A 24,603-nucleotide genomic window follows, 5' to 3' on the forward strand; every position below is an offset into this window, starting at 1 on the left:
ACATGTTGGCTCCCCTCATCGATGACAAACAGAAAATCACGCTGATTGAAGATAGCGGTGTGCAGTTTCTTGATTTCGGTTTGCGTTTACCTGCGTTGCAGGCACGTCGTCAGTTCGTGCGGCAAACCGCCAACGGCCCGCTGCTGCGTCTCAACGTCGACGGCAACAGCGGCAAGTTCCTGCTCTATCCGGAAGATGGCGGCGCGGCGGAAGTGGTGCGTCCGGAAACGGACATCGCGCTAGCCGACTCTCTGAAGCTGCTGGCTCATCAATGGCTGCCGCTGCCGGTGCTGCGCTGCACCAGCGGACGTCGTTTTATCGGCGGCCCGGACAACTGGGCACGTCTGCATCTGGCGCCGCTGGCGCAACCCGACGCGGCAGGCAACACCCATCGCATCACCCTCGCCTTTGATACGCGCATTGTGTCTGAGCAGGATGGCGGCGAGCAGCACGGTTTAAGCAAAGCCGATGCGCAGAACGGCGTCAGTTTCGCCCTCGCCTGGCACAACTACGAGCTGGGTGAATTCCTCGACCATACATGGGTTGATGGCTGGCTGCGTGAAACCTTTAGCCAGCAGGTGCATGCGCTGGAATCACGTCGCGAGCAGGAGCTGAACCAGGCGCTGCGTGAATTCGAATATCAGGCGCACTATCTCAACCTGCTGGAACTGCTGGGCGAACAGCTCGATCTGGCGGAAATCTATATTCAGGCAACCTCGCTGCAAACCCCGGCGGTCAACGTCGATATCATTCTCGACGTCGGCAACTCGCACACCTGCGGCATTCTGGTGGAAGATCACGCCGAAGAGAGCAGCGGCCTGCGTCAAACCTACGAGCTGCAGCTGCGCGATCTCTCCGAGCCGCATCAGGTTTACAACGAGCTGTTCGACAGCCGTCTGGAGTTTGCTGAAACCCGTTTCGGCAAGGCCAACTTCTCGCTGGAGAGCGGCCGGGAAAACGCTTTTATGTGGCCGTCGCTGACGCGCGTAGGCCGGGAAGCCAGCCGTCTGGCGTTGCTGCGTGCCGGCACCGAAGGCAGCACCGGTTTGTCCAGTCCGCGCCGCTATTTGTGGGATGAAGCGCGCTATCAGCCAGGCTGGCGCTTCAACGCCAACGGCAGCAGCGATGAGCCGCAAGCCACCGCGCTGCCGTTCACCTTACTGATTAACGACGAAGGCCAGCCGCTGCACGCACTGGCGGAAGACGAGCGTCTGCCGGTGTTCTCCGCCAGCTACAGCCGCAGTTCGCTGATGACCTTTATGCTGTGCGAACTGCTGGCGCAGGCGATGATGCAGATGAACAGCGTGGCGCAGCGCCAGCGCATGCCGCAAAGCCAGGCGCCGCGCCAGCTGCGTCATGTGATCCTGACGCTACCGTCAGCGATGCCGAAGCCGGAGCGTGAGATTTTCCGTCGCCGCATGCAGGAAGCCATCGCGCTGGTATGGAAAGCCGAGGGCTGGCATCCGGCCGAAGAGGAATTTACCGCCGCCAGCCAGGCAAACAGCCTGCGTCCGGTACCGGATGTGCAGATGGAGTGGGACGAAGCCACCTGTGGTCAAATGGTGTGGCTATTCAACGAAACCCAGGTCAACTTTGCCGGCCGCGCAGAAGATTTCTTCAGCAGCATGGCGCGCCCGGATCGTCCGCGTGAAGTTGACGAGCTGCCGGGTAAAAGCCTGCGCATCGCTTCGATTGATATCGGCGGCGGCACCACCGATTTAGCCATTACCCAATATCGCCTCGATGACGGCCAGGGCAACAATGTCAAAATCACCCCGCGCTTACTGTTCCGCGAAGGCTTCAAAGTCGCCGGTGACGATATTCTGCTGGACGTGATTCAGCTGTGGATTCTGCCCGCGTTGCAGCAGAGCTTGCAGAAAGCCGGTTTGCAGCTGGCCGAACCGTTGATGAACAAGCTGTTTGGTCACGACAGCCGCATGGACGGACAAGCCACGCTGCGTCAGCAAGTGACGCTACAGCTGTTTATTCCGCTGGCGCAGGCGGTGCTGGAGCAGTATGAAAATTGGGATCCGCTCGACAGCCATAGCGAGATCAACGCGCTGTTCGGCGAGCTGGTGCCGCAAAAACCGGCCAGCAGCGTGCTGGCGTTTGTGAATGGCGAAATTCAGCGCACGCTCGGCGGCGACAGCCGATTCGATCTGCTCGAAGTGCCGCTGGTGGTCAGCATGGCGCAGTTGCACGGCGAGTTCCTGCAACACCGTATGGCGATAATTCCGGCGCTGCGCGCGATGTGTGAAGTGGTGTCGCTGTATCAGTGTGATGTGCTGCTGCTCACCGGTCGTCCATCACGCTTCCCCGGCATTCAGGCGCTGGTGCGCCATCTGCAACCGCTGCCGGGCAGCCGTATTTTGTCGCTGGAAGGCTATCACACCAGCGACTGGTATCCGTTCAACAAGCAGGGCCGCATTGATAACCCGAAATCCACCGCCGCAGTCGGCGCGATGCTGTGCCTGCTGGCGCTCGATCTGCGCCTCAGCAGCTTCTGGTTCCGCGCCGGTGATTTCGAACCGTACTCCACCATTCGCTATCTCGGCGTGCTGGATGAGACCTCGGCGCTCAGCGACGATAATCTGTGTTACAGCGAGATCGATCTCGACAGCAGCAGCTTCGCGCTGGATCGCAAAAGCAGCTTCCGCATTCGCGGCAACGTTTGCCTCGGCTTCCGCCAGCTGGAGAACGATCGCTGGCCGGCCTCGCCGCTGTATAGCCTGAGCATTGTGGACCCGACGCTGGCGCGTCAGGTTGCCGGCGAAAGCGTACTGCGCATTAAGCTGGCGGTGCAGCCCGGCCCGGATAATCTCGGCCCGGAGCGTTTGGTGCTGAGCGATGCGCGCATGGATGACGGCACGCGCGTGCCGCTGGAGCAGCTGAGTCTGAAACTGAACACGCTTTCTGCCACCGGCAACGCGAATGCGCAATATTGGATCGACAGCGGGAGCGTCTGCAAACGATGAGAACTGCCAAAAAAGCCTCGCCGGTTACACCCGCGAAACGTCTTAACCTGATGCAGGAAACGCTGGATGGCGCGCTGAACTGGGTGGAAACCCATCAGGCGCACGCGCCGCGTCTGGCGATGGAAGCTGAAACTCTGACGCTGCAGCTGCGCCGCGCGCGCGTGGAGAGCCATGCACTGGCGCGCCAGCTGGCGCGTCCGGTGACGCTGGCGCTGTTTGGCCAGTCGCAGGCGGGCAAAGCCTGGCTGCTGAGTGAGATGGTCGGCGATGCGCAAGGACAATTGATCGCGCGTCTCGGCGATAAAACTCTGAATTATTTCCAGAACATCAATCCCGGCAATCTCGATTTCGCCATCGCCACCCGCTTCAGCCACCAGCGTGAAACGCAATCCAACGCCTGGCCGCTGGAGATGACGCTGCTAAGCGAAGTGGAACTGATTCGTTTAATGCTAGCCTGCGCCAACACCGAGTTTCAGCCGGACACGGCCCAGATCGATGCCGCGTTGCAGCGTTTGCAGCGCCACCGTCAGGATGAGGCGCAGCCTGGCCTCGATAGCGATGCGCTGATCACGCTATGGGCGTGGAGCCGTCGTCACCATCGTCATGCCGAGATTCTCGATCGTCACTTCTGGCCGCAGGCGGTAGCGCTGGCGCCGTGGCTCAACGTGGACGACCGTGTGCAGCTGTTTGCCCTGCTGTGGCCGGGACAAAACGCACTAAACGAAAGCCTGCGCAGCCTGATGCATTTGCGCCACCAGCTGCGCCATGCGCCGCGCGTGTTAGCGCCGCTCAGCATGCTGGTGGATGATGCCGCGCTGCCAGCAGAAAAACTGATTGGCAATGATGCCGACTGGCAGGAGATGATCGAAGTGTGTCCGATCGTCGCCAATCGCGTGGGGAAAGCGCAGCATGTACCGCTGGGATTGCTGTCGCTGCTGACGCTGGAGATCACCTTGCCGCTCAGCTCCACGCCGCGTCAGGCGCTGTACGATGATGCAGATATGCTGGAGCTACCTGCACCGGGCACGCCAGCCGATCGCGCGCAACAGGATGAACTGGCCCAGCTGCGCAAACGCGATCCGATGCGCGCCACGCTGCTGGAACAGAAACGCGCACTGCTGCCGGGCCTGTACGCCGCGCGTCAGGGCATTGATCTGATGCTGATCTGTACCGCTGCCAGCCAGCGTCACGACACCGATGTCGCCGCCAGCGCGCTGCGCGAGTGGCACATACATCAAACCATCGCCGCCAGCGGTGAGAAGCCGCGTCTGATTTGGGCGATCACGCCACATGATGCGCGCTATCAGCAGCAGCAGATTAACGTTGATGAAGCGGTGCAACGCCAGATTGGTCAGCCGGGACAGAGTTGGGGGTCGATGCTGGCGCTGGATCGCGCGGGCGTCGATCGCATGGGCAGCTGGTTGCAGGATGAGATGCAGCCGGAAGCGCGCCGTGAGCGTTTAGCGTTGCAGCTCAGCGCGCTACAGCACAAGCTGGTGGAACGTTTGCAGCCGTGGACCGAATCCAGCGCCACGCCAGAACAGGCAGCTCGCAAGCAGGCGATTTCCGATACGCTGCTGAAATGCTTGCAACATCGCACCGGTTTGCACGGCGAACTATTGGAGCGTTTGCAGCCGTCGCGTGAAGCGGTGCGTCAGCTGTGGCTGAGCCAGAGCAGCAGCCATCACATTCAACACAGCGCCAAAACGGCGGCCGCTGAGCAGAGCTATTTCGGCATCGGCTTCGAGTTCGATCTGTTTAAAGATGAGCCGGTAGCTGCCGCTGAGCCGCACAGTTCGGGCGGGCAACGCGATCAGCAGTTCCCGCAGCAGGTGTTTGCGCTGTGGCTGGAGCACTTGCGTCAGTTGCCGGAGAGCCGCAGCCTGCTGGCGCTGCTCAACGTCGATAAGCCGACGCTGGAGATGCTGGTGGAAGAGTTAATAACCGCTAGCTTCCGTCTCAAGGTGCTGAGCAAACTGCAAAGCGCGCTTAACGAGCCGGATGCGCAGGCCAGCGCCCATGAAGCGCGTACCGATCGTCAGGTTTCACGCGCCATGACGGTGCTGGGGGATTTTGTGGCGTGGCTGGGCTTTTTACAGCGTCCGGAGAGCGAGCGCCCTGAAAGTCGCGTCAATCGCGGTCAGACGATTTTCGCCCGTCCGCCTGCACCGAGCGTCAGCTTCTCGCCGGGACAGCGTTTGACGCGCTTGTCTGCCGCGCCCGCCAATCATACCGCTTACTACATCTATGACTGGCTGGTGGGGTTGAATTCGGTGATCGTTGAGAACAACGGCTACACCGGCGGCGGTGATTTGCCCGCTAATGCCCGCCAGATGCTGGCGATTTTGCTGTTACCACTGCACGCGTAATTTATTCTCCACGCACCAGGCGCAGCTCGCCTTCTAACTGCTGCTGCGCCTCTTCCAGTAACGCCAGCACCGGCGCGAATTCTGCACTCACGCTGGCGTCATCGGCATGCGCTAAATAGAAGGTGGCCGGCAGCGCCATGCCGCCGGTCAGCCAATCCCATAGCGCATCAAGATTGTTACCGAAATCCACTGGGCAGGCACTCTGCTGCACCAGCGCGCGGTAAAACGCCTGGCGATCTGACAAGTTTTCAAAGTCAAAATGGAGCGTCAACATGGTTAAGGCACCTGTTTGAAGCTGCGATAGTGATCGGTGGTGAGGAAAATCAGCCCATCGGAAGAGTAAAGCAGACGATCGGCATCGCGGTGGCCGCAATCGTAATTCACGTCAGCTTCATACCATTGCCTGCCCGCCTGCATCGGCAGCCTTCTTTCGCGGTTGCTGAAGCGATCGCCACCAATCGCGCGGCCCGGCAACACTTCACACAAGTTGCCCTTGCTGGGATTCCAGCCCTGACGACGCGCTTCATTTTTGGTGAGATAGAGATCGGGTAATGTGTGATGCTGCTGCAGCCAACGCGCCACGGTGTTGGCATCGGTGAGCTGCGAAATATCGGGGTGGCTGGTGGCCCATTTATCGGACAAACGCGGTTTTAGCCCGAGCCACAACGCGGCCAGGAGCAGAATTAAGGCAATCCAGAGTTTTTTTGACATGGTGGCATCCTGAAAAACAGGACGACGATAATAACAGATTTGGGCAGGGAAAAACGCGGGCCAGCAAAGCTGGCCCTGGCGGGGTTTACTGCATCGCGCTGGCGGATGGCGCGGCGTGACGACGCCATGCCCCCGGCGCTACGCCATACTGGCGTTTAAAGCTGCGGTTAAACGACTGCTGCGAGTCGAAACCGAGTGAAATCGCCACGTTAAGAATAGGTTCATTGCTGGTGGTCAAGCGATCCGCTGACTTCTTCAGCTTCTTCTCACGAATGTATTCGCCCAGAGGCAAACCCGTGTGCTCTTTGAACATACGCTGCAGGTGCCATTTCGAATAACCGGCGCGCCCCGCTACGGTATCCAGATCCAGACGCGTTTCAATATTGTTGTCAATCCAGTCGATCAAATCGTGAATAAATGCGGTGGTCATCATCTCGTTTTCTCCGGTCGCCGTTGCGAACAGTATCAGTATCAGTTGCAATTACACTTTAAGGTTGAACGACTATGCCAGTTAATGCAAGTTTTATTATTGCATTAAATGCCGCACTGCGCGTAGGGGCTTTGATCCTTCTGCAACGTAATGATCAAAACCGCACATAAAGTGTATCAGATATTCTTGCAGATGCAGTTTGAGCAAGCCTACACTCGTGGCGTTTTAATGCAATCATAAAAGTTGCAGATTTTTCGTACGTCTCCTTTCATTTTCACCAAAGCGGAATAACAACAATGCATCTGCAAACGTACAGGGTTCAATGGGCGGTAAGCCTGTCAGGAGTGATGTTGCTGGGAAGCCTGCTGGCCGGTTGCGATCGCGGTGTGGCGCAAAACGCCCCGCCGCCACCGCCCGAAGTAAGTGTCGCGCAGGTGGTAGAGCAGAAAGTCAGCCAATGGGATAGCTTCAATGGCCGTTTCGAAGCGGTGCAGAGCGTGCAGCTGCGGCCGCGCGTTTCGGGCTATATCGATCAGGTTAATTATCGCGAAGGCGATGAGGTGAAAAAAGGTCAGGTGCTGTTCACCATTGACGATCGCACCTACCGCGCCACGCTCGAGCAGGCGCAGGCCGAACTCGCCAACGCGCGCAGCCAGGCTACGCTGGCCCGCAGTGAATCGGCGCGTACCGATAAACTGATCGGCACCAATGTCGTGTCACGCGAAGAGTGGGAACAGCGTCGCTCGGCGGCTAATCAGGCGCAGGCCAGCGTGCTGTCAGCACAGGCGGCGGTGGATATGGCGCAGCTGAATCTTGATTTCACCCGCGTTACCGCGCCGATTGAAGGTCGCGCCAGCCGCGCGATGATCACCACCGGCAACTTAGTGACCGCCGGTGACAGCGCCAGCGTGCTGACCACGTTGGTATCGCAGGATCGTATGTACGTCTACTTCGACGTCGATGAAGCCACCTATCTGCATTATCAGGCGATGGCGCGTAAAGGCGAAAATCGCGGGTCGCTGCCGGTAGAAGTAGCGCTGACCGGCGAAGAGGGTTTTCCGCATCGCGGCACCGTGGATTTCCTCGATAACCAGCTGACCGCCAGCACCGGCACCATCCGCATGCGCGCCTCGCTGGATAATCAGCACCGTCAGTTCACACCGGGCCTGTTTGCGCGCGTGCGCTTGCCGGGCCGCGCCGACTTCACCGCCCTGTTGATTGATGATAAAGCCGTGCTCACCGATCAGGATCGTAAGTACGTTTACGTGGTCGATGCGCAAGGTAAAGCCCAGCGCCGCGATATTCAGGCCGGCGAGTTAGCCGATGGTCTGCGTATTGTGCAGCAAGGCCTGAAGCCCGGCGACAAGGTGATCGTTAACGGCTTGCAGAAAGTCTTTATGCCTGGCATGCCGGTGAACGCCCAACCGGTGGCGATGCGCTCCGCTCAATAACCTTCGAGACTGCCTTTTATGGATTTCTCCCGCTTTTTTATCGACCGACCGATTTTCGCCGCGGTGCTGTCGATTTTGATCTTTACCACCGGACTGATCGCCATTCCGCTGCTGCCGATCAGTGAATATCCCAACGTGGTGCCACCGAGCGTGCAGGTGCGCGCGGAATATCCCGGTGCCAACCCCAAAGTGATTGCAGATTCTGTGGCGACGCCGCTGGAAGAAGCCATCAACGGGGTAGAAAACATGATGTACATGAAATCCGTGGCGGGTTCCGATGGCGTGCTGGTCACCACCGTGACCTTCCGTCCGGGCACCGATCCGGATCAGGCGCAGGTTCAGGTGCAGAACCGCGTGGCGCAGGCTGAAGCGCGTCTGCCGGAAGAGGTGCGCCAACTCGGCCTCACCACGCAGAAGATGTCGCCGACGCTGACGCTGGTGGTGCACATGTTCTCGCCGCACGGCAAGTACGATTCCCTCTATCTGCGTAACTACGCCACCCTGAAGGTGAAGGATGAACTGGCGCGCCTGCCAGGCGTCGGTCAGATTCAGATCTTCGGTGCCGGTGAATATGCGATGCGCGTCTGGCTCGATCCCAATAAGGTGGCGGCACGTGGCTTGACCGCCTCCGATGTGGTCAGCGCGATGCAGGAGCAGAACGTGCAGGTTTCTGCCGGCCAGCTTGGCGCGGAGCCGCTGAAGAAACAGAGCGATTTTCTGCTGTCGATCAACACCCAGGGTCGTCTTGAGAGCGAAGAGCAGTTCGGCAATATCATCCTGAAAACCGCCGACGACGGCACGCTGGTGCGACTGCGTGACGTGGCGCGCATCGAGATGGGTTCTGGCAGCTACGCGCTGCGTTCGCAGCTCAACAACAAAGATGCGGTCGGCATCGGTATCTTCCAGGCGCCGGGCGCCAACGCCATCGATCTGTCAAATGCGGTGCGCGACAAAATGGCCGAACTGGCCACCCGTTTCCCGGACGATGTGCAGTGGGCCGCGCCGTACGACCCAACGGTGTTCGTGCGTGACTCGATCCGTGCCGTGGTGCAAACGCTGTTCGAAGCGATTGTGCTGGTGGTGCTGGTGGTGATTCTGTTCCTGCAAACCTGGCGCGCCTCGATTATCCCGCTGCTGGCGGTGCCGGTTTCGGTGGTCGGTACCTTCAGCATCCTTTATCTGCTCGGCTTCTCGCTCAATACCTTAAGTTTGTTTGGGCTGGTGTTGGCAATCGGTATTGTGGTGGATGACGCCATTGTCGTGGTGGAGAACGTCGAACGTAATATCGAGCAAGGCTTGTCGCCGACGGCGGCTGCGCATCAGGCGATGCGGGAAGTGTCCGGGCCGATTATCGCCATCGCGCTGGTGCTGTGTGCGGTGTTCGTGCCGATGGCGTTCCTGTCCGGCGTGACCGGTCAGTTCTATAAGCAGTTTGCGGTGACGATTGCCATCTCAACGGTGATTTCCGCCATCAACTCGCTGACGCTGTCACCGGCGCTGGCAGCACTGCTGCTGAAGCCACATGATGCCGCAAAGGATATGCCGACGCGCATTATCGATCGCCTGCTCGGCTGGCTGTTCCGTCCGTTCAACCGCTTCTTCCAGCGCAGTTCGGATGGCTATGAATCGCTGGTGGGTAAAACCTTGCGTCGTCGTGGCGCGGTGTTCGGCGTCTACGTGCTGCTGCTGGCCGGTGCGGGCTTTATGTTCCATACCGTGCCGGGCGGCTTTATTCCGACGCAGGACAAGCTCTACCTGATTGGCGGCGTGAAGATGCCGGAAGGTTCGTCGCTGGCGCGTACCGATGAAGTGATTCGCAAGATGAGCGAGATCGGCATGAACACTGAAGGCGTGGCTTATTCGGTCGCCTTCCCCGGTTTGAACGCGTTGCAGTTCACCAACACGCCGAATACCGGCACGGTGTTCTTCGGTTTGAAGCCGTTCAGTGAACGTACGCGCACCGCCGCGGAAATTAATGCTGAGATCAACGCTAAGATCTCGAAAATCCAGCAAGGTTTTGGCTTCTCGATTATGCCACCGCCGATTTTAGGTCTGGGACAAGGTTCGGGTTATTCGCTGTATGTGCAGGATCGCGCGGGGCTCGGTTACGGTGCGCTGCAAACCGCCATCAACACCATGACCGGTGCGGTGTTGCAGACGCCGGGCATGATGTTCCCGATTTCATCCTACCAGGCCAACGTGCCGCAGCTGGATGTGCAGGTGGATCGGGATAAAGCCAAAGCGCAAGGCGTGTCGCTGACCGAACTGTTCAGCACGCTGCAAACCTATCTGGGATCGTCGTACGTCAACGATTTCAATAAGTTTGGTCGCACCTGGCGCGTGATGGCGCAGGCGGATGGCGATTTCCGCGATAGCGTGCAGGATATCGGTAACCTGCGTACCCGCAACGATCGCGGCGAAATGGTGCCGATTGGCAGCATGGTGAATATCACCACTACATATGGCCCGGATCCGGTGATTCGCTATAACGGCTATCCGGCGGCTGACCTGATTGGTGATGCCGATCCGCGCGTGCTCTCTTCGGCACAGGCGATGCAGAAGCTGGAGGAGATGTCGACGCAGGTGCTGCCGAACGGCATGAACATTGAATGGACCGACCTGAGCTATCAGCAATCAACGCAGGGCAATACCGCGCTGATCGTCTTCCCGGTCGCGGTCCTACTCGCATTCCTGGTGCTGGCGGCGCTGTATGAAAGCTGGACGCTACCGCTGGCGGTGATCCTGATTGTGCCGGTGACTATGCTCTCGGCGCTGGTCGGCGTGTGGCTGACCGGTGGCGATAACAACGTGTTTGTGCAGGTTGGGCTGGTAGTGCTGATGGGACTGGCGTGTAAGAACGCGATTCTTATCGTCGAGTTTGCGCGCGAGCTGGAGATGCAAGGCAAGAGCATTGTCGATGCAGCGCTGGAAGCCTGTCGTCTGCGTCTGCGTCCGATCGTTATGACCTCGATTGCCTTTATCGCCGGTACCATCCCGCTGATTCTTGGCGAAGGTGCGGGCGCAGAAGTGCGCGGCGTAACCGGGATTACCGTGTTCTCCGGCATGTTGGGCGTGACGCTGTTTGGGCTGTTCCTGACGCCGGTGTTCTATGTGACGCTGCGTAAGCTGGTGACGCGCAAGCAACCACAGGCTGAAGTGCAAACGGTGTAAGGGTTTTAGGTGAAATGAACAATCCGGGCCGATGTGCCCGGATTTTTTTGCGTCCAGATTGAGGCAATAAAAAAGGGCGTCATGAATGACGCCCTTACGGATGAGAGTGGTTTTAGCGGCCTTTTTTACACAGGTCGGCGAGTTCGAGATCGGGCAACTCTTCGCAGTTGCTGGTGTCGTTATGCTTCAGTTCGGCCAGCGCGTCAGCTACGGTGCGGGTTTCCAGCACTTTCAGCGACGCTTCTTCAGCCTCTTCAGCAATCGATTTGAAATACCAACACAGGTTGGCACTGACCAGACAACGCGGTGCCACGTCCGGACGTGACGCCCAGAGTTTTTTATCTTCAATCACAGAAGTATAAATGTCGCGCAGTGTGATTTCGGCGGCCGGGCGACCCAGATGAATGGAACCGGTGCGGCCAAGCGTTGAGACGATGATGCCGTCACGCGTGAGCGGAACCATAAGTTTCCGAATGAAACTGGGGTTCGCTTCAAGACCATACGCCAATATGGCACTGGTCGAGCGTTTACCCAGTTGCTCCGCCATCGCTACGCTCAAAACCATCTGCAAAGCTGTCGGGAAGCGGTAATCAAGCATTTCAATATCCTGAGTTGCGGTTATCTTGTTGTTTTTATGCCGCGACAGTGAGTAATCAATGAGCAATAAATATAACAAACACTGTTGCTTTTTAGAAGTCAACGCCCGTGATCCAGGCACGTATTCCCCATTTAATCGGGCAGAAGCGCACAGGCTGCTTAGTTTATCACTCCCCTTTCCGACTGTGGGCTAGCCTGCGGCAATTTCTGCTGCAAAAGCGCGACCAACAGCACGTTAATCAACGCCAGAACGCATAACAACCATAGCGTGGCGCTGGCACCGAGGTGCTGAAACACATAGCCACCAACCAGCGGCGTCAAGGCCTGACCAATTAAGGCGGGACGCGCCATGCGCCCTACCACAATCGCGTAGGCCTCTGGTTTGACCATCACCAGCGGTAAAGTTCCCCGCACAATGGCACGCAAACCATTTCCGGCACCGTACAGCACCATGCTGAGCACCGCAAACTGCGGGTAACACGCCAGCAGCAACAAGCCGAGCGCCACCAATCCCACCGAGAAAAAGGTGGTCCAGATCGGGTGACCGCGCTTAAAGGCGATGTCTACGATGCGCGATGCCACCTGACACGGACCGAGAATCGCACTGATGGCCAGCGCCGACGCCAGCGTGTGGCCGCTGGCCTGCAGCAAGGTGATCAGCTGCACCGAAATCGCCGTCATGATCACCGATGCGAGCGTGAAAATGCTGCACAGCAGCCAAAACAGTGTGGGTGCCAGTTCGTTGCCTTGCGCGGTCGGTTTTGCTTTGGCGGCGGCGATTTTCGCTTCAGGCGCGGGTAGCGCGTAGAGATAGGCGGGCAACACTGAAACACATAACAATCCGGCGATGGCAAAACAGGCGTTACGCCAATCCAGCCAGTGAATCAGCAGCGCGGTGCCCGGCCACACGATAGTGGTACAGAAGCCAGAAATCAGCGTAATGCCGGTTATCGCGCCGCGTGCCTGGCCGCCATAGAGCGTGCCGAGCGTGGCAAACAGCGCATCGTACAGGCCCATCGCCATACCTACGCCGATAATCAGCCAGGCAAACAGAAACAGCGGTAGATTGTGGCTCAATCCCATGATCACCAGACCGATTGCCATCACCGCCCCGCTCGCCGCCAGCAATGCACGGCCATAGGAGCGGGAAATCAGTCGCCCGCTCAGCGGCGCCAGCAAACCGGAAATCAGCATGCCGAGCGATAGCGCGCCATACACCCATTGCTGCGACCAGCCGGTTTCCGCCACGATCGGATTGGCCATCACCGCCATCAAATAGAAGGATCCGCCCCACGACAGGATTTGTACTACGCCAAGCGTAACTATGGCGGCGGCAGGTGGCTTTGGCTGAGGCTTCACAACATTATTCCGTTAGCAGGCAAAGCATTGTTATAACACGTTCATCCAGCTTGAAAAATCCCACGTTTCCCTGCTTAACAAAATCCCTGCGCTATGCTGGCAGACCGGCGCCTAAGCCAGTACACTGAAAGCATGTTGTAACTATGGAGGCGTTTTATGGCTCGTTATGATTTGGTTGCCGATCTGCACGAATGCGTTAATGCGCTGGAGGCGGGATTGGGCGCGTTACGTCAACACATTGAGCAGCAACCGCTGTTGATTGCGCGCGTGTTTAGTCTGCCGGAAATCGAGAAAGGCCGCGAACATGATGAAATTGAACGCATCGCGGTGACGCAGCATCTTGGTAAAACGGCACGCGACATGGCGCTGACGCATTACTGCCGCCTGTTTATGCAGCATCAATCGGAAAAGCTCAGCACCAAAGCCGCCGTGCGCTTGCCGGGCGCGATTTGCATTGAAGCCGACGGCGATGTGCATGCGCAGATTACGCAGCAGGTTGCCGAGATTAATACTTTGAAGCAGCGGCTGGAACAGCTGATCACCGTGGAGTCGGGCTTGCCGAGCGAGGCGCGCTTTGAGTTCGTCCACCAGCATCTGCGCGGGTTAATTACGCTTAACGCCTACCGCAGCGTAACGCTGCTCAACGCGCCGGACAGTTTGCGCTTTGGCTGGGCGAATAAAAACATCATCAAAAACGTCACGCGTGATGCGGTGGTAGAACAGCTGGAACGCAGCCTGAAAGCCAATCGCGCGCAGGCACCGTGGACGCGGGAACAGTGGGCGGATAAAGTGCAGCAAGAGCTGGAAGCAATCCTCGCGTTGCCAGCCGGTGCGAAGCTAAAAATCAAGCGCCCGGTGAAGGTGCAGCCGATTGCCCGCGTATGGCGCGCCAGCGAGAAGAAACAGGTGCAGCTTGCCTGCCCTTCTCCGCTGCTGGTGCTGTGCCGCGATCGCACGCAGGTGCCGATTCTGGGAGAACTGCTGAACTACGATGCCGATAACGTTGCCTGGCGTCATAAACCGCTGGCCGAGCCGCTGCATCTGATCATTCCGCGCCTGCATTTGTGGAGCGATCGGCTGGCGTAAAATTTATTTTTAAATCGCTGCATCCAATTCGCAGTCTGCTCTCGTATATCAGAGTGTGAGCAACTTCTTCGCTCCCTACTACGAGGATTTATGATGAAAAAGCTAATGAGCATTGCAGTCGTATCCAGCACTTTACTGTTCACCGCAGGTGCATTTGCCGCCATGAATGATGACTCCGTGATGGTCGGCGGCGCAGCGATGTATCCGCAAAAGAACATCGTTGAAAACGCGCTGAACTCCAAAGATCACACCACGCTGGTTGCTGCTGTTAAAGCGGCGGGTTTGGTTGAAACCCTCGAAGGTAAAGGTCCGTTTACTGTCTTCGCGCCAACCAATGCGGCCTTCGCCAAGTTGCCTGCGGGCACCGTTGATAGCCTGGTAAAACCGGAGAACAAAGCGAAGTTGACCAGCATCCTGACTTATCATGTGGTGGCCGGTAAATACGACATGAAAGCGCTGGAGAAAAAAATTAAGCAAGGTGGCGGACATGCCGAGCTGAAAACCGTCAACGGCCAACCGTTGTGGATTATGAATAATGGCCCGCACAATATTCAGCTGAAAGATGGTCAAGGCAATGTGGCGAATATCAGCACTTATGACGTCAATCAGAAAAATGGTGTGATTGATGTGATTGATACCGTCTTGATGCCTAAGTAATTGCCTATACTCGGATTGGGCATTTTAGCCAACCGGGAAGATGATGGATAACAGGCTTGCAGAACGGTTAGATAACTTATTGCCGGCGATCGCGAAAGGCGATCGCCGCGCGTTTGAGCAACTGTATCGACTTACGTCGCCGCATCTTTTCGCCCTTGCCCTGCGCATGCTGCGTCAGCAAGGTTGGGCGGAAGAGGTGCTGCACGATTGCTACCTCACCATCTGGAACCGCGCCGCTTCATACGATGCCGCCCTGAGCGCGCCGATGACGTGGATGACGCACATTGTGCGCAATCGCTGCATTGACGGGTTACGCAGCGGACAGGCGCGCCTGACGCTGGAGGCAGAAGAGTTTAGCGACCTGCTACCAATCACCAGCGAAGACGAACAGAATAACTGGCACGATCCGGCACAAGCCGATCGCCTGCGACACTGCATTGGCCATCTGAGCAGCGAACAGCAGCAAAGCATCACGCTCGCCTATTATCAGGGGATGTCCCACAGTGATATTGCCGCCTGGCTGCAACAGCCGGTTGGCTCGGTAAAAAGCTGGATTCGCCGCGCGCTGGAGCATCTGCGGGAGTGTGTGGGCCTATGAACGATAAACTACAACGCGATGAGGCCTTATCAGCCGAGTATGCGCTGGGCACCTTGAGTGGGCTGGCGCGTTTGCGCTTTGCACGCAGGTTGCGTAACGAGCCTGCCCTTGCGGCCAACGTTGCGCGCTGGCAAGCCCTGCTGGCGGGCCTGGATAATCAGCTTGCACCCGTCACGCCACCGGAAAAGGTGTGGAAGAAGATTACATTGAGTTTGCCCGAGCAACGCGTCATTCAACCCAAACGCCATTATGCGGGCTGGCTGGCGGCTGCCAGTGTCGCGGCGTTCGCCCTGCTCGCCTCACTGTTCCTGCAGCAGCCGACATTGACGCCGTTGACGGTACTGAACGACGCCCAGCATCAACAGCAATGGGTGGTCAGCGCGGACAGCAAACTGGCACAGCTGAGCCTGACGCCGTTACATCCTGTGACCATCGCCGATAACAACAGTTTGCAGCTGTGGCTGATTCCGCCAGGCAAAGCGCCGATTTCATTGGGTTTGTTGGATAACCAGAAGGCAACGGATGTGGCGTTGAATAGCACGATTTCCCGCTCAGGCATCATTGCCATCAGCCTTGAACCGCGCGGCGGCTCGCCAACCGGGCAGCCAACCGGTCCGGTGTTGTATAGCGGGCAGCTATAAATCACCGCACAATCCGTAGCGGCGCGATTTATCGCGCAATCAATTGCGCCGCTACGAGGGTGCTACGTCTGCCAACTTTTAATAACGGTTTACTGCTTCATGCTGCCCACCATCTCCTCCGGACGCACCCACTCATCGAACTGCTCTTCGGTCAGATAGCCCAGCTTCAGCGCCGAGCCTTTCAGCGTCAGGCCTTCTTTATGGGCTTTCTTGGCAATTTCCGCCGCTTTGTCGTAGCCGATATGGGTATTCAGCGCGGTCACCAGCATCAGCGATTCGTTCAGCAGCTGATCGATGCGCTCGCGTACCGGTTCAATGCCAATCGCGCAGTGGTGATTGAAGCTGTCCATGCCGTCGGCTAGCAGACGCACCGATTGCAGGAAGTTGTGGATCACCATCGGACGGAACACGTTGAGCTCAAAGTTGCCGGACGCGCCGCCAATGTTCACCGCCACGTCGTTGCCCATCACCTGACAACACAGCATGGTTAGCGCTTCGCACTGCGTGGGGTTCACTTTGCCTGGCATGATCGAGCTGCCTGGCTCATTTTCCGGGATGGCCAGTTCGCCAATGCCGCAACGCGGGCCAGAGGCCAGCCAGCGCACGTCGTTGGCAATTTTCATCAGCGAAGCCGCCAGGCCTTTCAGCGCACCGTGCGCGTGCACCAGCGCATCGCAGGTCGCCAGCGCTTCGAACTTGTTCGGCGCGGTGACAAACGGCTGTTTGGTCAAATCGGCCAGGGCTTCAGCCACGCGAACCGCGTATTCCGGATGGGTATTCAGGCCGGTCCCGACCGCGGTGCCGCCCAGCGCCAGCTCCGCTACGTGCGGAATACTGTTCTCAATATGTTTGAGATTGTGCTCAAGCATCGCTACCCAGCCGGAGATCTCCTGACCGAGCGTCAGCGGTGTCGCATCCTGCAAGTGGGTACGACCAATCTTGACGATATCTTTGAAGGCGTCGGATTTTTCACTCAGCGTCTTTTTCAGCACGTGAATCTGCGGAATCAGCTGCTCCCGCACGGCGATGACCGCGGCCACGTGCATGGCGGTGGGGAACACATCGTTGGAGCTTTGGCTTTTATTCACGTCGTCATTTGGGTGCACCAGACGCGACATGCCACGCTCGCCGCCAAGAATTTCACTGGCGCGGTTGGCCAGCACTTCATTCATGTTCATGTTGGTCTGGGTGCCGGAGCCGGTCTGCCAAATTGCCAGCGGAAACTCCTCGCTGTGCTTATCGGCCAGCACTTCGTCGGCGGCTTTGAGAATCGCCTGGGCACGATCGGCCGGAAGCAAGCCGAGATCCTGGTTCACCTGCGCCGCCGCGCGCTTGGTCAGCGCCAGCGCATGCACCAATGCCACGGGCATTTTCTCGGTTGAGATTTTGAAATGTTCCAGCGAACGCTGGGTTTGTGCGCCCCACAACTTATCTGCCGGTACTTCAATCGGTCCCATTGAGTCTTTTTCAATGCGATTGGCTGCCATGACTACGTCTCCTTAGCTCAGATTTTGAGGTTTCCGCTCTAAACGCCTTCCCGCGACGCCGTTGAGCGAGCAAGATTGTCACATACAAGAATTTAACATTATGCGAGCCTATCGCCTTTATTGCACTTGTTCGTGTATTTTCTATGGCACTTTCTGCTTTAATAAGCCTATTTACTTACGGTTATTAAGGGTAAACGATGCAAAAATTGAACAATTCGCTGCAAAATTACGCCTGGGGCAGCAAAACTGCGCTGACCGAACTCTATGGCATCGAAAATCCACAAGGTTTGCCGATGGCAGAACTGTGGATGGGCGCGCACCCGAAAAGCCCGTCTACCGTTGAGGTCAACGGCGAAGTGCGTTCGCTGCGTGAGATAATTGATGCCGACAAAGTCGCCATGCTCGGCAAAGCGGTGGCTGAACGTTTCGGCGAGCTGCCGTTCCTGTTTAAAGTGCTGTGCGCCGATCAGCCGCTGTCGATTCAGGTACATCCCAGCAAAGCCGCTGCCGAACAGGGTTTTGCGCGTGAAAATGCCGCGGGCATTCCGCTGAGCGCTGCCGAACGTAACTATAAAGATGCTAATCACAAGCCCGAGCTGGTGTATGCGCTGACACCCTTCCAGGCGATGAACGGTTTTCGTGAGCTGCATGAGATTGTCTCGCTGCTCGAACCGGTGGCCGGTGCCCATCCGCAAATCGCCCATTTCCTCGAAAACGCTAACGAAGCCAATCTGGCCAAACTGTTCGCCACGCTGCTGTCGCTGCAAGACGAGGCCAAATCGCGCGCCATCGGCGTACTGAAATCGGCGATTAACGCGCGTGAAGGCGAGCCGTGGCAGACCATCAAATCTATCGCCATCGATTATCCGGATGACAGCGGTCTGTTTTCGCCGCTGCTGCTCAATGTCATTACCCTGCAGCCAGGCGAAGCGATGTTCCTGTTTGCCGAAACGCCGCACGCCTATCTGAAAGGCGTGGCGCTGGAAGTGATGGCGAACTCCGATAACGTGCTGCGCGCCGGTCTGACGCCGAAGTTCATCGATATCCCGGAACTGCTGGCTAACCTGAAGTTTCAGGCAAAACCGGCCGCGACGCTGCTGACGCAGCCGCAGCGCGACGGCGAAACCCTGAACTTCCCGATCCCGGTAGAGGACTTTGCCTTTGCCATTCATGGGCTTTCCGCTGCGCCGCAAGCGCTGGCACAAAATAGCGCGGCCCTGCTGTTCTGCATTGAAGGTCAGGCGATAATTGAGAAGTCCGGGCAACAGCTGGTGCTGAAGCCGGGTGAATCCTGCTTTGTCGCTGCCAATGAGTCGCCGGTCAACGCGGCAGGCACCGGACGTCTGGCGCGCGTGTTTAATACGCTCAACTGAGATCCGGCTGACGCTGCCAGCATTAACTGCTATTCTTTTAAACTATTAATTTAAAACGCCTGCGGGCGTTTTTCTTCACCCGTCGCGCACCGACCAGCGGCGTGCGGACGCAAGGATAAGGACGACACAGCGATGAAAAAGACCCAGGTTGCCGTAGGTGTGATTGTGGCGCTCGGCGTGATTTGGACTGGTGCTGCATGGTTTACCGGTAAACAACTGGAAAGCCATATGGATGAGATGTTGCAGAACGCCAACGCGCAGCTGAATGCTTACGCGCCGAACAGCCGTTTGACGCTGAGCTATCAGGATTATCAGCGCGGCGTGTTCAGCAGCAAAACCAAATTGGTGGTACAGGCCAGCTCGCAAACCAATGACAATCCGCTGTTGAAGCCTGGTCAAAGTATCGTGCTGAACGAGACGATCGATCACGGTCCTTTCCCGTTCGCCCAGTTGAAGCGCGGCAGCCTGATCCCAAGTATGGCGTCTGTGCATACCGAACTGGAAAACACCGATGCGGTGAAGAAACTGTTTGAACTGACCAACGGCAAATCGCTGGTCAACGCCGATACCCGCGTCGGCTACAGCGGTGCGACCAATACCGATCTCAACCTGCTGGCGGTGGATTACAACAATCCGCAGACCGGCGATCGTCTGGCCACCAATGGCGGCACGCTGAACATCAGCGCCGACAGCAAAGGTGACAAAGTCAGCCTCGACGGCGACTTCTCCAGCATCGCGGTCACCAGCAAAAATCAGGTTGAACTGCCGGTGCTGTTTACGCTGAATGGCCTGAAGCTGAGCGGCGATACCCATCTCAGCCCGGAAGGCGTGCGCGTCGGCGATCAGTCGATCTCTCTGGATAAACTGGATGCCAGCATCAACGGTCAGGAAGGTTTGTCGCTGGAGAAGCTGAAAACCACCTCGTCCTTTGACAATAAAGAAGGCAAGATTGGTGGGCAGCTGGATGTCGATGTTGACAAGATTACCCTACAGAAGCAGCCGTTTGGTGAAGCTAAGCTGGCGATGAAGTTTGCGCAGTTTGATGCGCAGGCGGTGAAAGCCTTCTCCGATACTTACAACGCGCAGATGCAGGATCTGCTTAACCAGCCGGGCGTGGCGGAAGATCCGATTCGCTATCAGGCCAGCGTGCAAACCATTCTGCGTAATAACCTGCCAACGCTGTTGAAAGGCTCGCCAACGCTGAGCATCGCGCCGCTGAGCTGGAAAAATGATAAAGGTGAAAGCACCTTTAACCTGAACGTGGGCTTTAACGATCCGGCCACCGTGAGCGGCGAAGCGCAGAGTTTGGGTGCCGCAGTGGATCGCGTGCTGAAAACCCTCGACGGCAAGCTGGCGATCAATATGCCAATGGCAACCGAAACCATGCGTCATGTCGGTTTGGCGGAAGGTTATCAGGGTGACGATGCGCAGAAACTGGCGGATCAGCAGGTTAAGGGTTTAGCAGCGATGGGCCAGATGTTCCGCCTGACGCAGCAGCAGGATGATAACATCGTCACCAGCCTGCAGTACGGCAACGGCCAGGTCACCATGAATGGCGACAAGATGACGCTGGAGCAGTTCCTGTCACGCTATATGCTGGGCGCACCAACCAGCGAAGGTATGCCAGAGTAATTCATGGGGCGGCCAATTGGCCGCCCTTACACTTCGCCGCGCATTAGCTGCGGCGGCACAATCAAACTCTGAATCTCCGCTTCCGGCTGCGCCAGCCGCTGCAACATCCGCTCCGCCGCTCTTCTCCCCACATCACGCGCTTCACTACTGACAAAGGTCATGGTGGGATCGTGCAACTCCCGCTGCGGATCGTCATTAAAGCCCACCAGCGCCAGCTGCTGCGTGTAGTAGCTATCCACCGCGCCTTCACCAAAGGTTCGCCCACAGCGTAACGCGCCAAAATAGCAGCCGAGCGCGGTGCTGCCGTTATGCGCCAGAATCGCGGTGATGCCGGGATGTTGACGCAACAACTGCAGCGTTAACGCGGACACGCTTTGCTGGCGATCGTCGCACTCGATAATCCAGTCGGACCGGAACGATAAGCCATATTGCAGCAAAGTGGCGCAATAGCCGCCAATCCGCTCGGCGCGCGTCAGTGACGATCCCAAACCGCCCATCCAGGCGATGCGCTGATGTCCCTGCCGAATCAGATACTCCGTCGCCATGCGCGCCGCCTGGCTGTTATCGGGCCGCAGTGAGTCGACATTGTCGAGGCTGCTGGCGCGCGAAGCGCAAACCAACGCGATGTTTTGCTCCTGCGCCTGCGGCACCAGCGTTTCTGCTTGCGCCGCCGCGCCGCCGAGCACAATGCCTTCCGCGCCCTGCGCCACCAGCGTGTCAAAACAGCGTTTAAGGTGTTGTCCGTGCTGACCGCTTTGTGTCAGCACCAGCACTTTGCCCTGCTGCTCCAGCACTTCACTGAGTCCGGCCGTCATCGCGGCATAAAAGGGCTGGCTGAGATCGCGCACGATCAGGCCGATCACGCCGCTTTCGCCGCCGCGCAAAATCGAGGCTGAGCGATTACGCACGTAGCCAAGCTGCTCAATCGCCTGATTAACGCGTATGGCCGTAGCGGGCGAGATGCGCCCTTTGCCGGAGAGCACCAACGACACGGTAGAGACCGACACCCCGGCGACCAACGCCACATCATGAATAGTGGTTTTCTGCTGGGACATAGTGTTCCGTTACCGACGTCCAAATTCAAAGAGATAAAACGTTACACTGATTGCACCAAAAATAAAGCCTGCAATTAGTCACTCTTTGTGATTATAGCCACAAAAATAAGTGGTAAAACGTTTTATCATCCTTGACCACATTGAAGCCTTTTACTTTTATTGCCAGGAGAATCTATGTCCGCCAGCCGCCCCAAAATGTCACTTTGGGAGTTTTTCCAAAGTCTGGGTAAAACCTTTATGTTGCCCGTCGCCCTGCTCTCGTTCTGCGGCATTCTGTTAGGAATTGGCAGTTCCCTCAGCAGTCATGATGTCCTGACGCTAATTCCTCTTCTCGATCAGCCTTTCCTGCAATACCTGTTTATCTGGCTGGCGAAGATCGGCTCTTTTGCCTTTAGCTATCTGCCGGTGATGTTTGCCATTGCCATTCCGCTCGGTATGGCGCGCGAGAATAAAGGCGTCGCCGCCTTTGCCGGTTTTGTTGGCTACGCGGTACTGAACCTGAGTATCAACTTCTGGCTCAACATCAACGGCATTCTGCCAACCACCGATGCGGCGGTGCTGAAAGCCAATAACGTACAAAACATCCTCGGCATTCAGTCCATCGACACCGGTATTCTCGGCGCGGTGATCGTCGGTATCGTGGTGTTCTGGTTACATGAGCGCTTCCACAACATTCGCCTGCCAGATGCGCTGGCGTTTTTCGGTGGTACGCGTTTTGTGCCGATCGTTACGGCGATGGCGATGGGCGTGCTGGGCCTGGTGGTTCCGCTGATTTGGCCATTCTTTGCACGCGCGATTACCGGCCTCGGCTGGGTGATTAACAGCGCCGGTGAATTTGGTCCGATGATCTTCGGTACTGGCGAACGTCTGCTTTTACCTTTTGGCTTGCAACACATTCTGGTGGCAATCATCCGCTTTACCGATGCGGGCGGCACCATGGATGTGTGCGGTAAAAGTGTTAGCGGTGCGTTAACTATCTTCCAGGCGCAATTGGCCTGTGCGGATACCCACGGCTTCGCCGAGAGCGCCACGCGCTTCCTGTCGCAGGGTAAAATGCCAGCCTTCCTCGGGGGTTTGCCGGGTGCGGCCTTGGCGATGTATCACTGCGCCCGTCCGGAAAACCGTCATAAAATTAAAGGTCTGCTGATTTCCGGCGTGGTGGCTTGCGTGGTGGGCGGTACCACTGAACCGCTGGAGTTCCTGTTCCTGTTCGTCGCGCCGGTGCTGTATTTGATCCACGCGCTGTTGACCGGCTTGGGCTTCACCGTAATGGCGATGCTGGGCGTGACTATCGGTAATACCGACGGCAACGTGATCGACTTCTTCGTCTTCGGCGTGCTGCACGGCCTCTCCACCAAATGGTATTGGGTGCCGGTGATTGCTGCGGTGTGGTTCGTGGGTTATTACGCCATCTTCCGCTTTGCTATCAGTCACTTCAACATCAAAACGCCAGGCCGCGAAGTGGAAACCAACAGCGTAGCGCAGCAGGTTAATCGCGCGGCTGTGGGTAAATCCGGCTTTAATACGCCAGCGATTCTGTCGGCGCTGGGCGGCGTGGAAAACATCGCCTCACTGGATAACTGCCTGACGCGTCTGCGCATTACCGTGGTCGACATGAGCAAGGTGGATGATGCAACACTGAAAGCCAACGGTGCGATTGGCGTGGTGCATGTTAATGCGACCAATCTGCAAGTGGTGATGGGCCCGCAGGTGCAATCGGTCAAAGATGAGATGGCACACTTGATGAGCGCGACGGTGTAATGATGCAGGATTTCGCTTTCAATCAGGTGGTGGATCGCCACGGTAGCTGGTGTACGCAGTGGGATTTCGTGGCCGATCGTTTCGGCGTGGCGGACTTGCTGCCCTTCACTATCTCCGATATGGATTTCGCCACCGCGCCATGCATCCTCGAGGCGCTGCAACAGCGCCTCGCACACGGTGTGTTTGGCTACAGCCGCTGGCAGCATGATGATTTTCTTTCTGCCATTCAACATTGGATGCGCAGCCGTTTCGCTACCGAAGTGGCGGCAGAATCGCTGGTTTATGGCCCGTCGGTGATTTACATGGTGGCGCAGCTGTTGCGCCACTGGACGCAGCCGGATGATGAAGTGCTGATTCACACCCCCGCTTACGATGCATTTTATAACACCATCAATGGCAATCAGCGTCGCGTGCTGGAGCTGCCGCTGCAGCGCCACGCTAACGAATGGCTGTGTGACATGACGCAGCTGGAAAGTTTGCTGGCGCGTCCGCGCTGTAAAGTGATGCTGCTGTGCAGTCCGCACAATCCTAGCGGCAAAGTGTGGCGCGAAGATGAGCTGCGCCATATGGCGGCGCTGTGCGAAAAGCATGGCGTTAAGGTGATTAGCGATGAAATTCATATGGACATGGTGCTGAGTGATGCGCAGCATACACCCTGGAGCAAGGTCGCGCAGTCCGCCTGGGCGCTGTTCACCTCGGCCTCCAAGAGCTTCAACATTCCGGCGCTGACCGGCGCGTGGGGCATCATCCCTGATGAGCACGATCGTCAGGCGTGGTTCCATGCGTTGAAGCAGCAGGATGGCTTATCCTCGCCAGCGGTAATGGCGCTTGCCGCTACCATCGCCGCTTATCGCGCGGGCGCGCCGTGGCTGGATGCGCTGCGCGCCCATTTGCGTGGCAACATGCAGCACATCGCGCAGCGCCTGAACACGGCGTTTCCGCAGCTTAACTGGCAACCGCCCGCCGCGACTTACCTGGCGTGGATCGATCTCAATCCGCTTGGCATTGACGAACAGGTGCTGCAACAGCGTCTGATTCATCAACACAAAGTGGCGATCATGCCGGGTTCGACCTACGGCGCGGCGAGTCGCGGTTATCTGCGTCTCAACGCCGGTTGCCCGCGCAGCAAACTGGATGATGGGCTGGATCGCCTGATTGCCGGGCTAAAATCGTTCTAAAATGCCACGGATGCTGATTAATTCAGCATCCGTTTTGCTGTTTGCGCAAATCGCTGGCGCTGTTGCGCAAGA

Annotated in this window: 19 protein-coding genes; 12 read left to right on the forward strand and 7 right to left on the reverse strand. The window is 57.6% G+C overall.

Features of this window, described 5'->3' with window-relative positions; all coding sequences use genetic code 11:
* The first annotated feature begins 2 nt into the window (after positions 1 to 2).
* Both MWH02_RS02475 and MWH02_RS02480 read left to right on the forward strand, forming a co-directional pair.
* Complete coding sequence (locus tag MWH02_RS02475; protein WP_271459844.1) at positions 3 to 2,975, forward strand: virulence factor SrfB; 2,973 nt, start codon at positions 3 to 5, stop codon at positions 2,973 to 2,975.
* Positions 2,972 to 5,344, forward strand: a complete 2,373-nt coding sequence (locus MWH02_RS02480) for a virulence factor SrfC family protein (RefSeq protein ID WP_271459845.1) — start codon at positions 2,972 to 2,974, stop codon at positions 5,342 to 5,344. Before MWH02_RS02475 ends, MWH02_RS02480 begins: the two co-directional genes overlap by 4 nt.
* A gap of 1 nt (position 5,345) precedes the next feature.
* Here MWH02_RS02480 and MWH02_RS02485 read toward each other — a convergent pair whose 3' ends face one another.
* The 3 genes from MWH02_RS02485 to MWH02_RS02495 form a co-directional block, all read right to left on the reverse strand.
* Positions 5,346 to 5,618 (reverse strand): barstar family protein, encoded by a 273-nt coding sequence (locus MWH02_RS02485; protein ID WP_137385714.1) that lies wholly within the window; start codon positions 5,616 to 5,618, stop codon positions 5,346 to 5,348.
* A 2-nt stretch (positions 5,619 to 5,620) separates the two neighbouring features.
* A complete protein-coding gene (locus MWH02_RS02490; RefSeq protein WP_271459846.1) occupies positions 5,621 to 6,055 on the reverse strand; it encodes a ribonuclease domain-containing protein in 435 nt (144 codons plus the stop codon).
* A gap of 85 nt (positions 6,056 to 6,140) precedes the next feature.
* Positions 6,141 to 6,488 (reverse strand): helix-turn-helix domain-containing protein, encoded by a 348-nt coding sequence (locus tag MWH02_RS02495; RefSeq protein WP_008110158.1) that lies wholly within the window; start codon positions 6,486 to 6,488, stop codon positions 6,141 to 6,143.
* A gap of 293 nt (positions 6,489 to 6,781) precedes the next feature.
* On the opposite strand from MWH02_RS02495, the gene MWH02_RS02500 reads away from it, so the two are divergent.
* Positions 6,782 to 7,936 (forward strand): efflux RND transporter periplasmic adaptor subunit, encoded by a 1,155-nt coding sequence (locus tag MWH02_RS02500; RefSeq protein ID WP_271459847.1) that lies wholly within the window; start codon positions 6,782 to 6,784, stop codon positions 7,934 to 7,936.
* Between the two features lie 18 nt (positions 7,937 to 7,954).
* On the forward strand, positions 7,955 to 11,107 hold the full coding sequence (gene oqxB / locus MWH02_RS02505) for a multidrug efflux RND transporter permease subunit OqxB (RefSeq protein ID WP_110866070.1): 3,153 nt from the start codon (positions 7,955 to 7,957) through the stop codon (positions 11,105 to 11,107).
* A 112-nt stretch (positions 11,108 to 11,219) separates the two neighbouring features.
* Here oqxB and MWH02_RS02510 read toward each other — a convergent pair whose 3' ends face one another.
* On the reverse strand, positions 11,220 to 11,705 hold the full coding sequence (locus tag MWH02_RS02510) for an RrF2 family transcriptional regulator (protein WP_008110154.1): 486 nt from the start codon (positions 11,703 to 11,705) through the stop codon (positions 11,220 to 11,222).
* Positions 11,706 to 11,863: 158 nt separating this feature from the next.
* Positions 11,864 to 13,063: an MFS transporter gene (locus MWH02_RS02515; RefSeq protein ID WP_101764500.1), complete on the reverse strand. Its 1,200-nt coding sequence runs from the start codon at positions 13,061 to 13,063 to the stop codon at positions 11,864 to 11,866.
* A 156-nt stretch (positions 13,064 to 13,219) separates the two neighbouring features.
* Here MWH02_RS02515 and tus point away from each other — a divergent pair, with 156 nt between their 5' ends.
* The 4 genes from tus (at position 13,220) to MWH02_RS02535 (ending at position 16,045) form a co-directional block, all read left to right on the forward strand.
* Positions 13,220 to 14,149 carry a DNA replication terminus site-binding protein gene (gene tus, locus MWH02_RS02520; protein WP_271459848.1) on the forward strand — a complete coding sequence of 310 codons (930 nt, stop codon included), beginning with the start codon at positions 13,220 to 13,222 and terminating at the stop codon, positions 14,147 to 14,149.
* A 93-nt stretch (positions 14,150 to 14,242) separates the two neighbouring features.
* On the forward strand, positions 14,243 to 14,806 hold the full coding sequence (locus MWH02_RS02525) for a fasciclin domain-containing protein (RefSeq protein WP_101764502.1): 564 nt from the start codon (positions 14,243 to 14,245) through the stop codon (positions 14,804 to 14,806).
* Positions 14,807 to 14,849: 43 nt separating this feature from the next.
* Positions 14,850 to 15,404: a sigma-70 family RNA polymerase sigma factor gene (locus tag MWH02_RS02530; RefSeq protein ID WP_110866066.1), complete on the forward strand. Its 555-nt coding sequence runs from the start codon at positions 14,850 to 14,852 to the stop codon at positions 15,402 to 15,404.
* Positions 15,401 to 16,045, forward strand: a complete 645-nt coding sequence (locus tag MWH02_RS02535; protein WP_101764504.1) for an anti-sigma factor — start codon at positions 15,401 to 15,403, stop codon at positions 16,043 to 16,045. Before MWH02_RS02530 ends, MWH02_RS02535 begins: the two co-directional genes overlap by 4 nt.
* Before the next feature lie 89 nt (positions 16,046 to 16,134).
* On the opposite strand, the gene fumC is transcribed toward MWH02_RS02535, so the two are convergent.
* On the reverse strand, positions 16,135 to 17,532 hold the full coding sequence (gene fumC / locus MWH02_RS02540) for a class II fumarate hydratase (protein WP_271459849.1): 1,398 nt from the start codon (positions 17,530 to 17,532) through the stop codon (positions 16,135 to 16,137).
* A 197-nt stretch (positions 17,533 to 17,729) separates the two neighbouring features.
* On the opposite strand from fumC, the gene manA reads away from it, so the two are divergent.
* Complete coding sequence (manA, locus tag MWH02_RS02545; protein WP_271459850.1) at positions 17,730 to 18,905, forward strand: mannose-6-phosphate isomerase; 1,176 nt, start codon at positions 17,730 to 17,732, stop codon at positions 18,903 to 18,905.
* Positions 18,906 to 19,037: 132 nt separating this feature from the next.
* Positions 19,038 to 20,537, forward strand: coding sequence for a YdgA family protein (locus MWH02_RS02550; protein ID WP_110866063.1), 1,500 nt, complete (start codon positions 19,038 to 19,040; stop codon positions 20,535 to 20,537).
* 26 nt (positions 20,538 to 20,563) lie between these two features.
* Here MWH02_RS02550 and malI read toward each other — a convergent pair whose 3' ends face one another.
* Positions 20,564 to 21,592, reverse strand: coding sequence for a Mal regulon transcriptional regulator MalI (gene malI, locus MWH02_RS02555; protein ID WP_110866062.1), 1,029 nt, complete (start codon positions 21,590 to 21,592; stop codon positions 20,564 to 20,566).
* Positions 21,593 to 21,766: 174 nt separating this feature from the next.
* Here malI and malX point away from each other — a divergent pair, with 174 nt between their 5' ends.
* Positions 21,767 to 23,353: a maltose/glucose-specific PTS transporter subunit IIBC gene (gene malX, locus MWH02_RS02560; protein WP_110866061.1), complete on the forward strand. Its 1,587-nt coding sequence runs from the start codon at positions 21,767 to 21,769 to the stop codon at positions 23,351 to 23,353.
* The gene (locus MWH02_RS02565) at positions 23,353 to 24,531 is read left to right on the forward strand and encodes a MalY/PatB family protein (protein WP_271459851.1); all 1,179 of its coding nucleotides are present in this window, start codon (positions 23,353 to 23,355) and stop codon (positions 24,529 to 24,531) included. The genes malX and MWH02_RS02565 overlap by 1 nt, the downstream gene beginning before the upstream one ends.
* The last annotated feature ends 72 nt before the right edge of the window (positions 24,532 to 24,603 follow it).

Origin of the sequence: Pantoea leporis, from assembly GCF_028048155.1 — a bacterium.
GTDB classification, from domain to species: domain Bacteria; phylum Pseudomonadota; class Gammaproteobacteria; order Enterobacterales; family Enterobacteriaceae; genus Pantoea; species Pantoea leporis.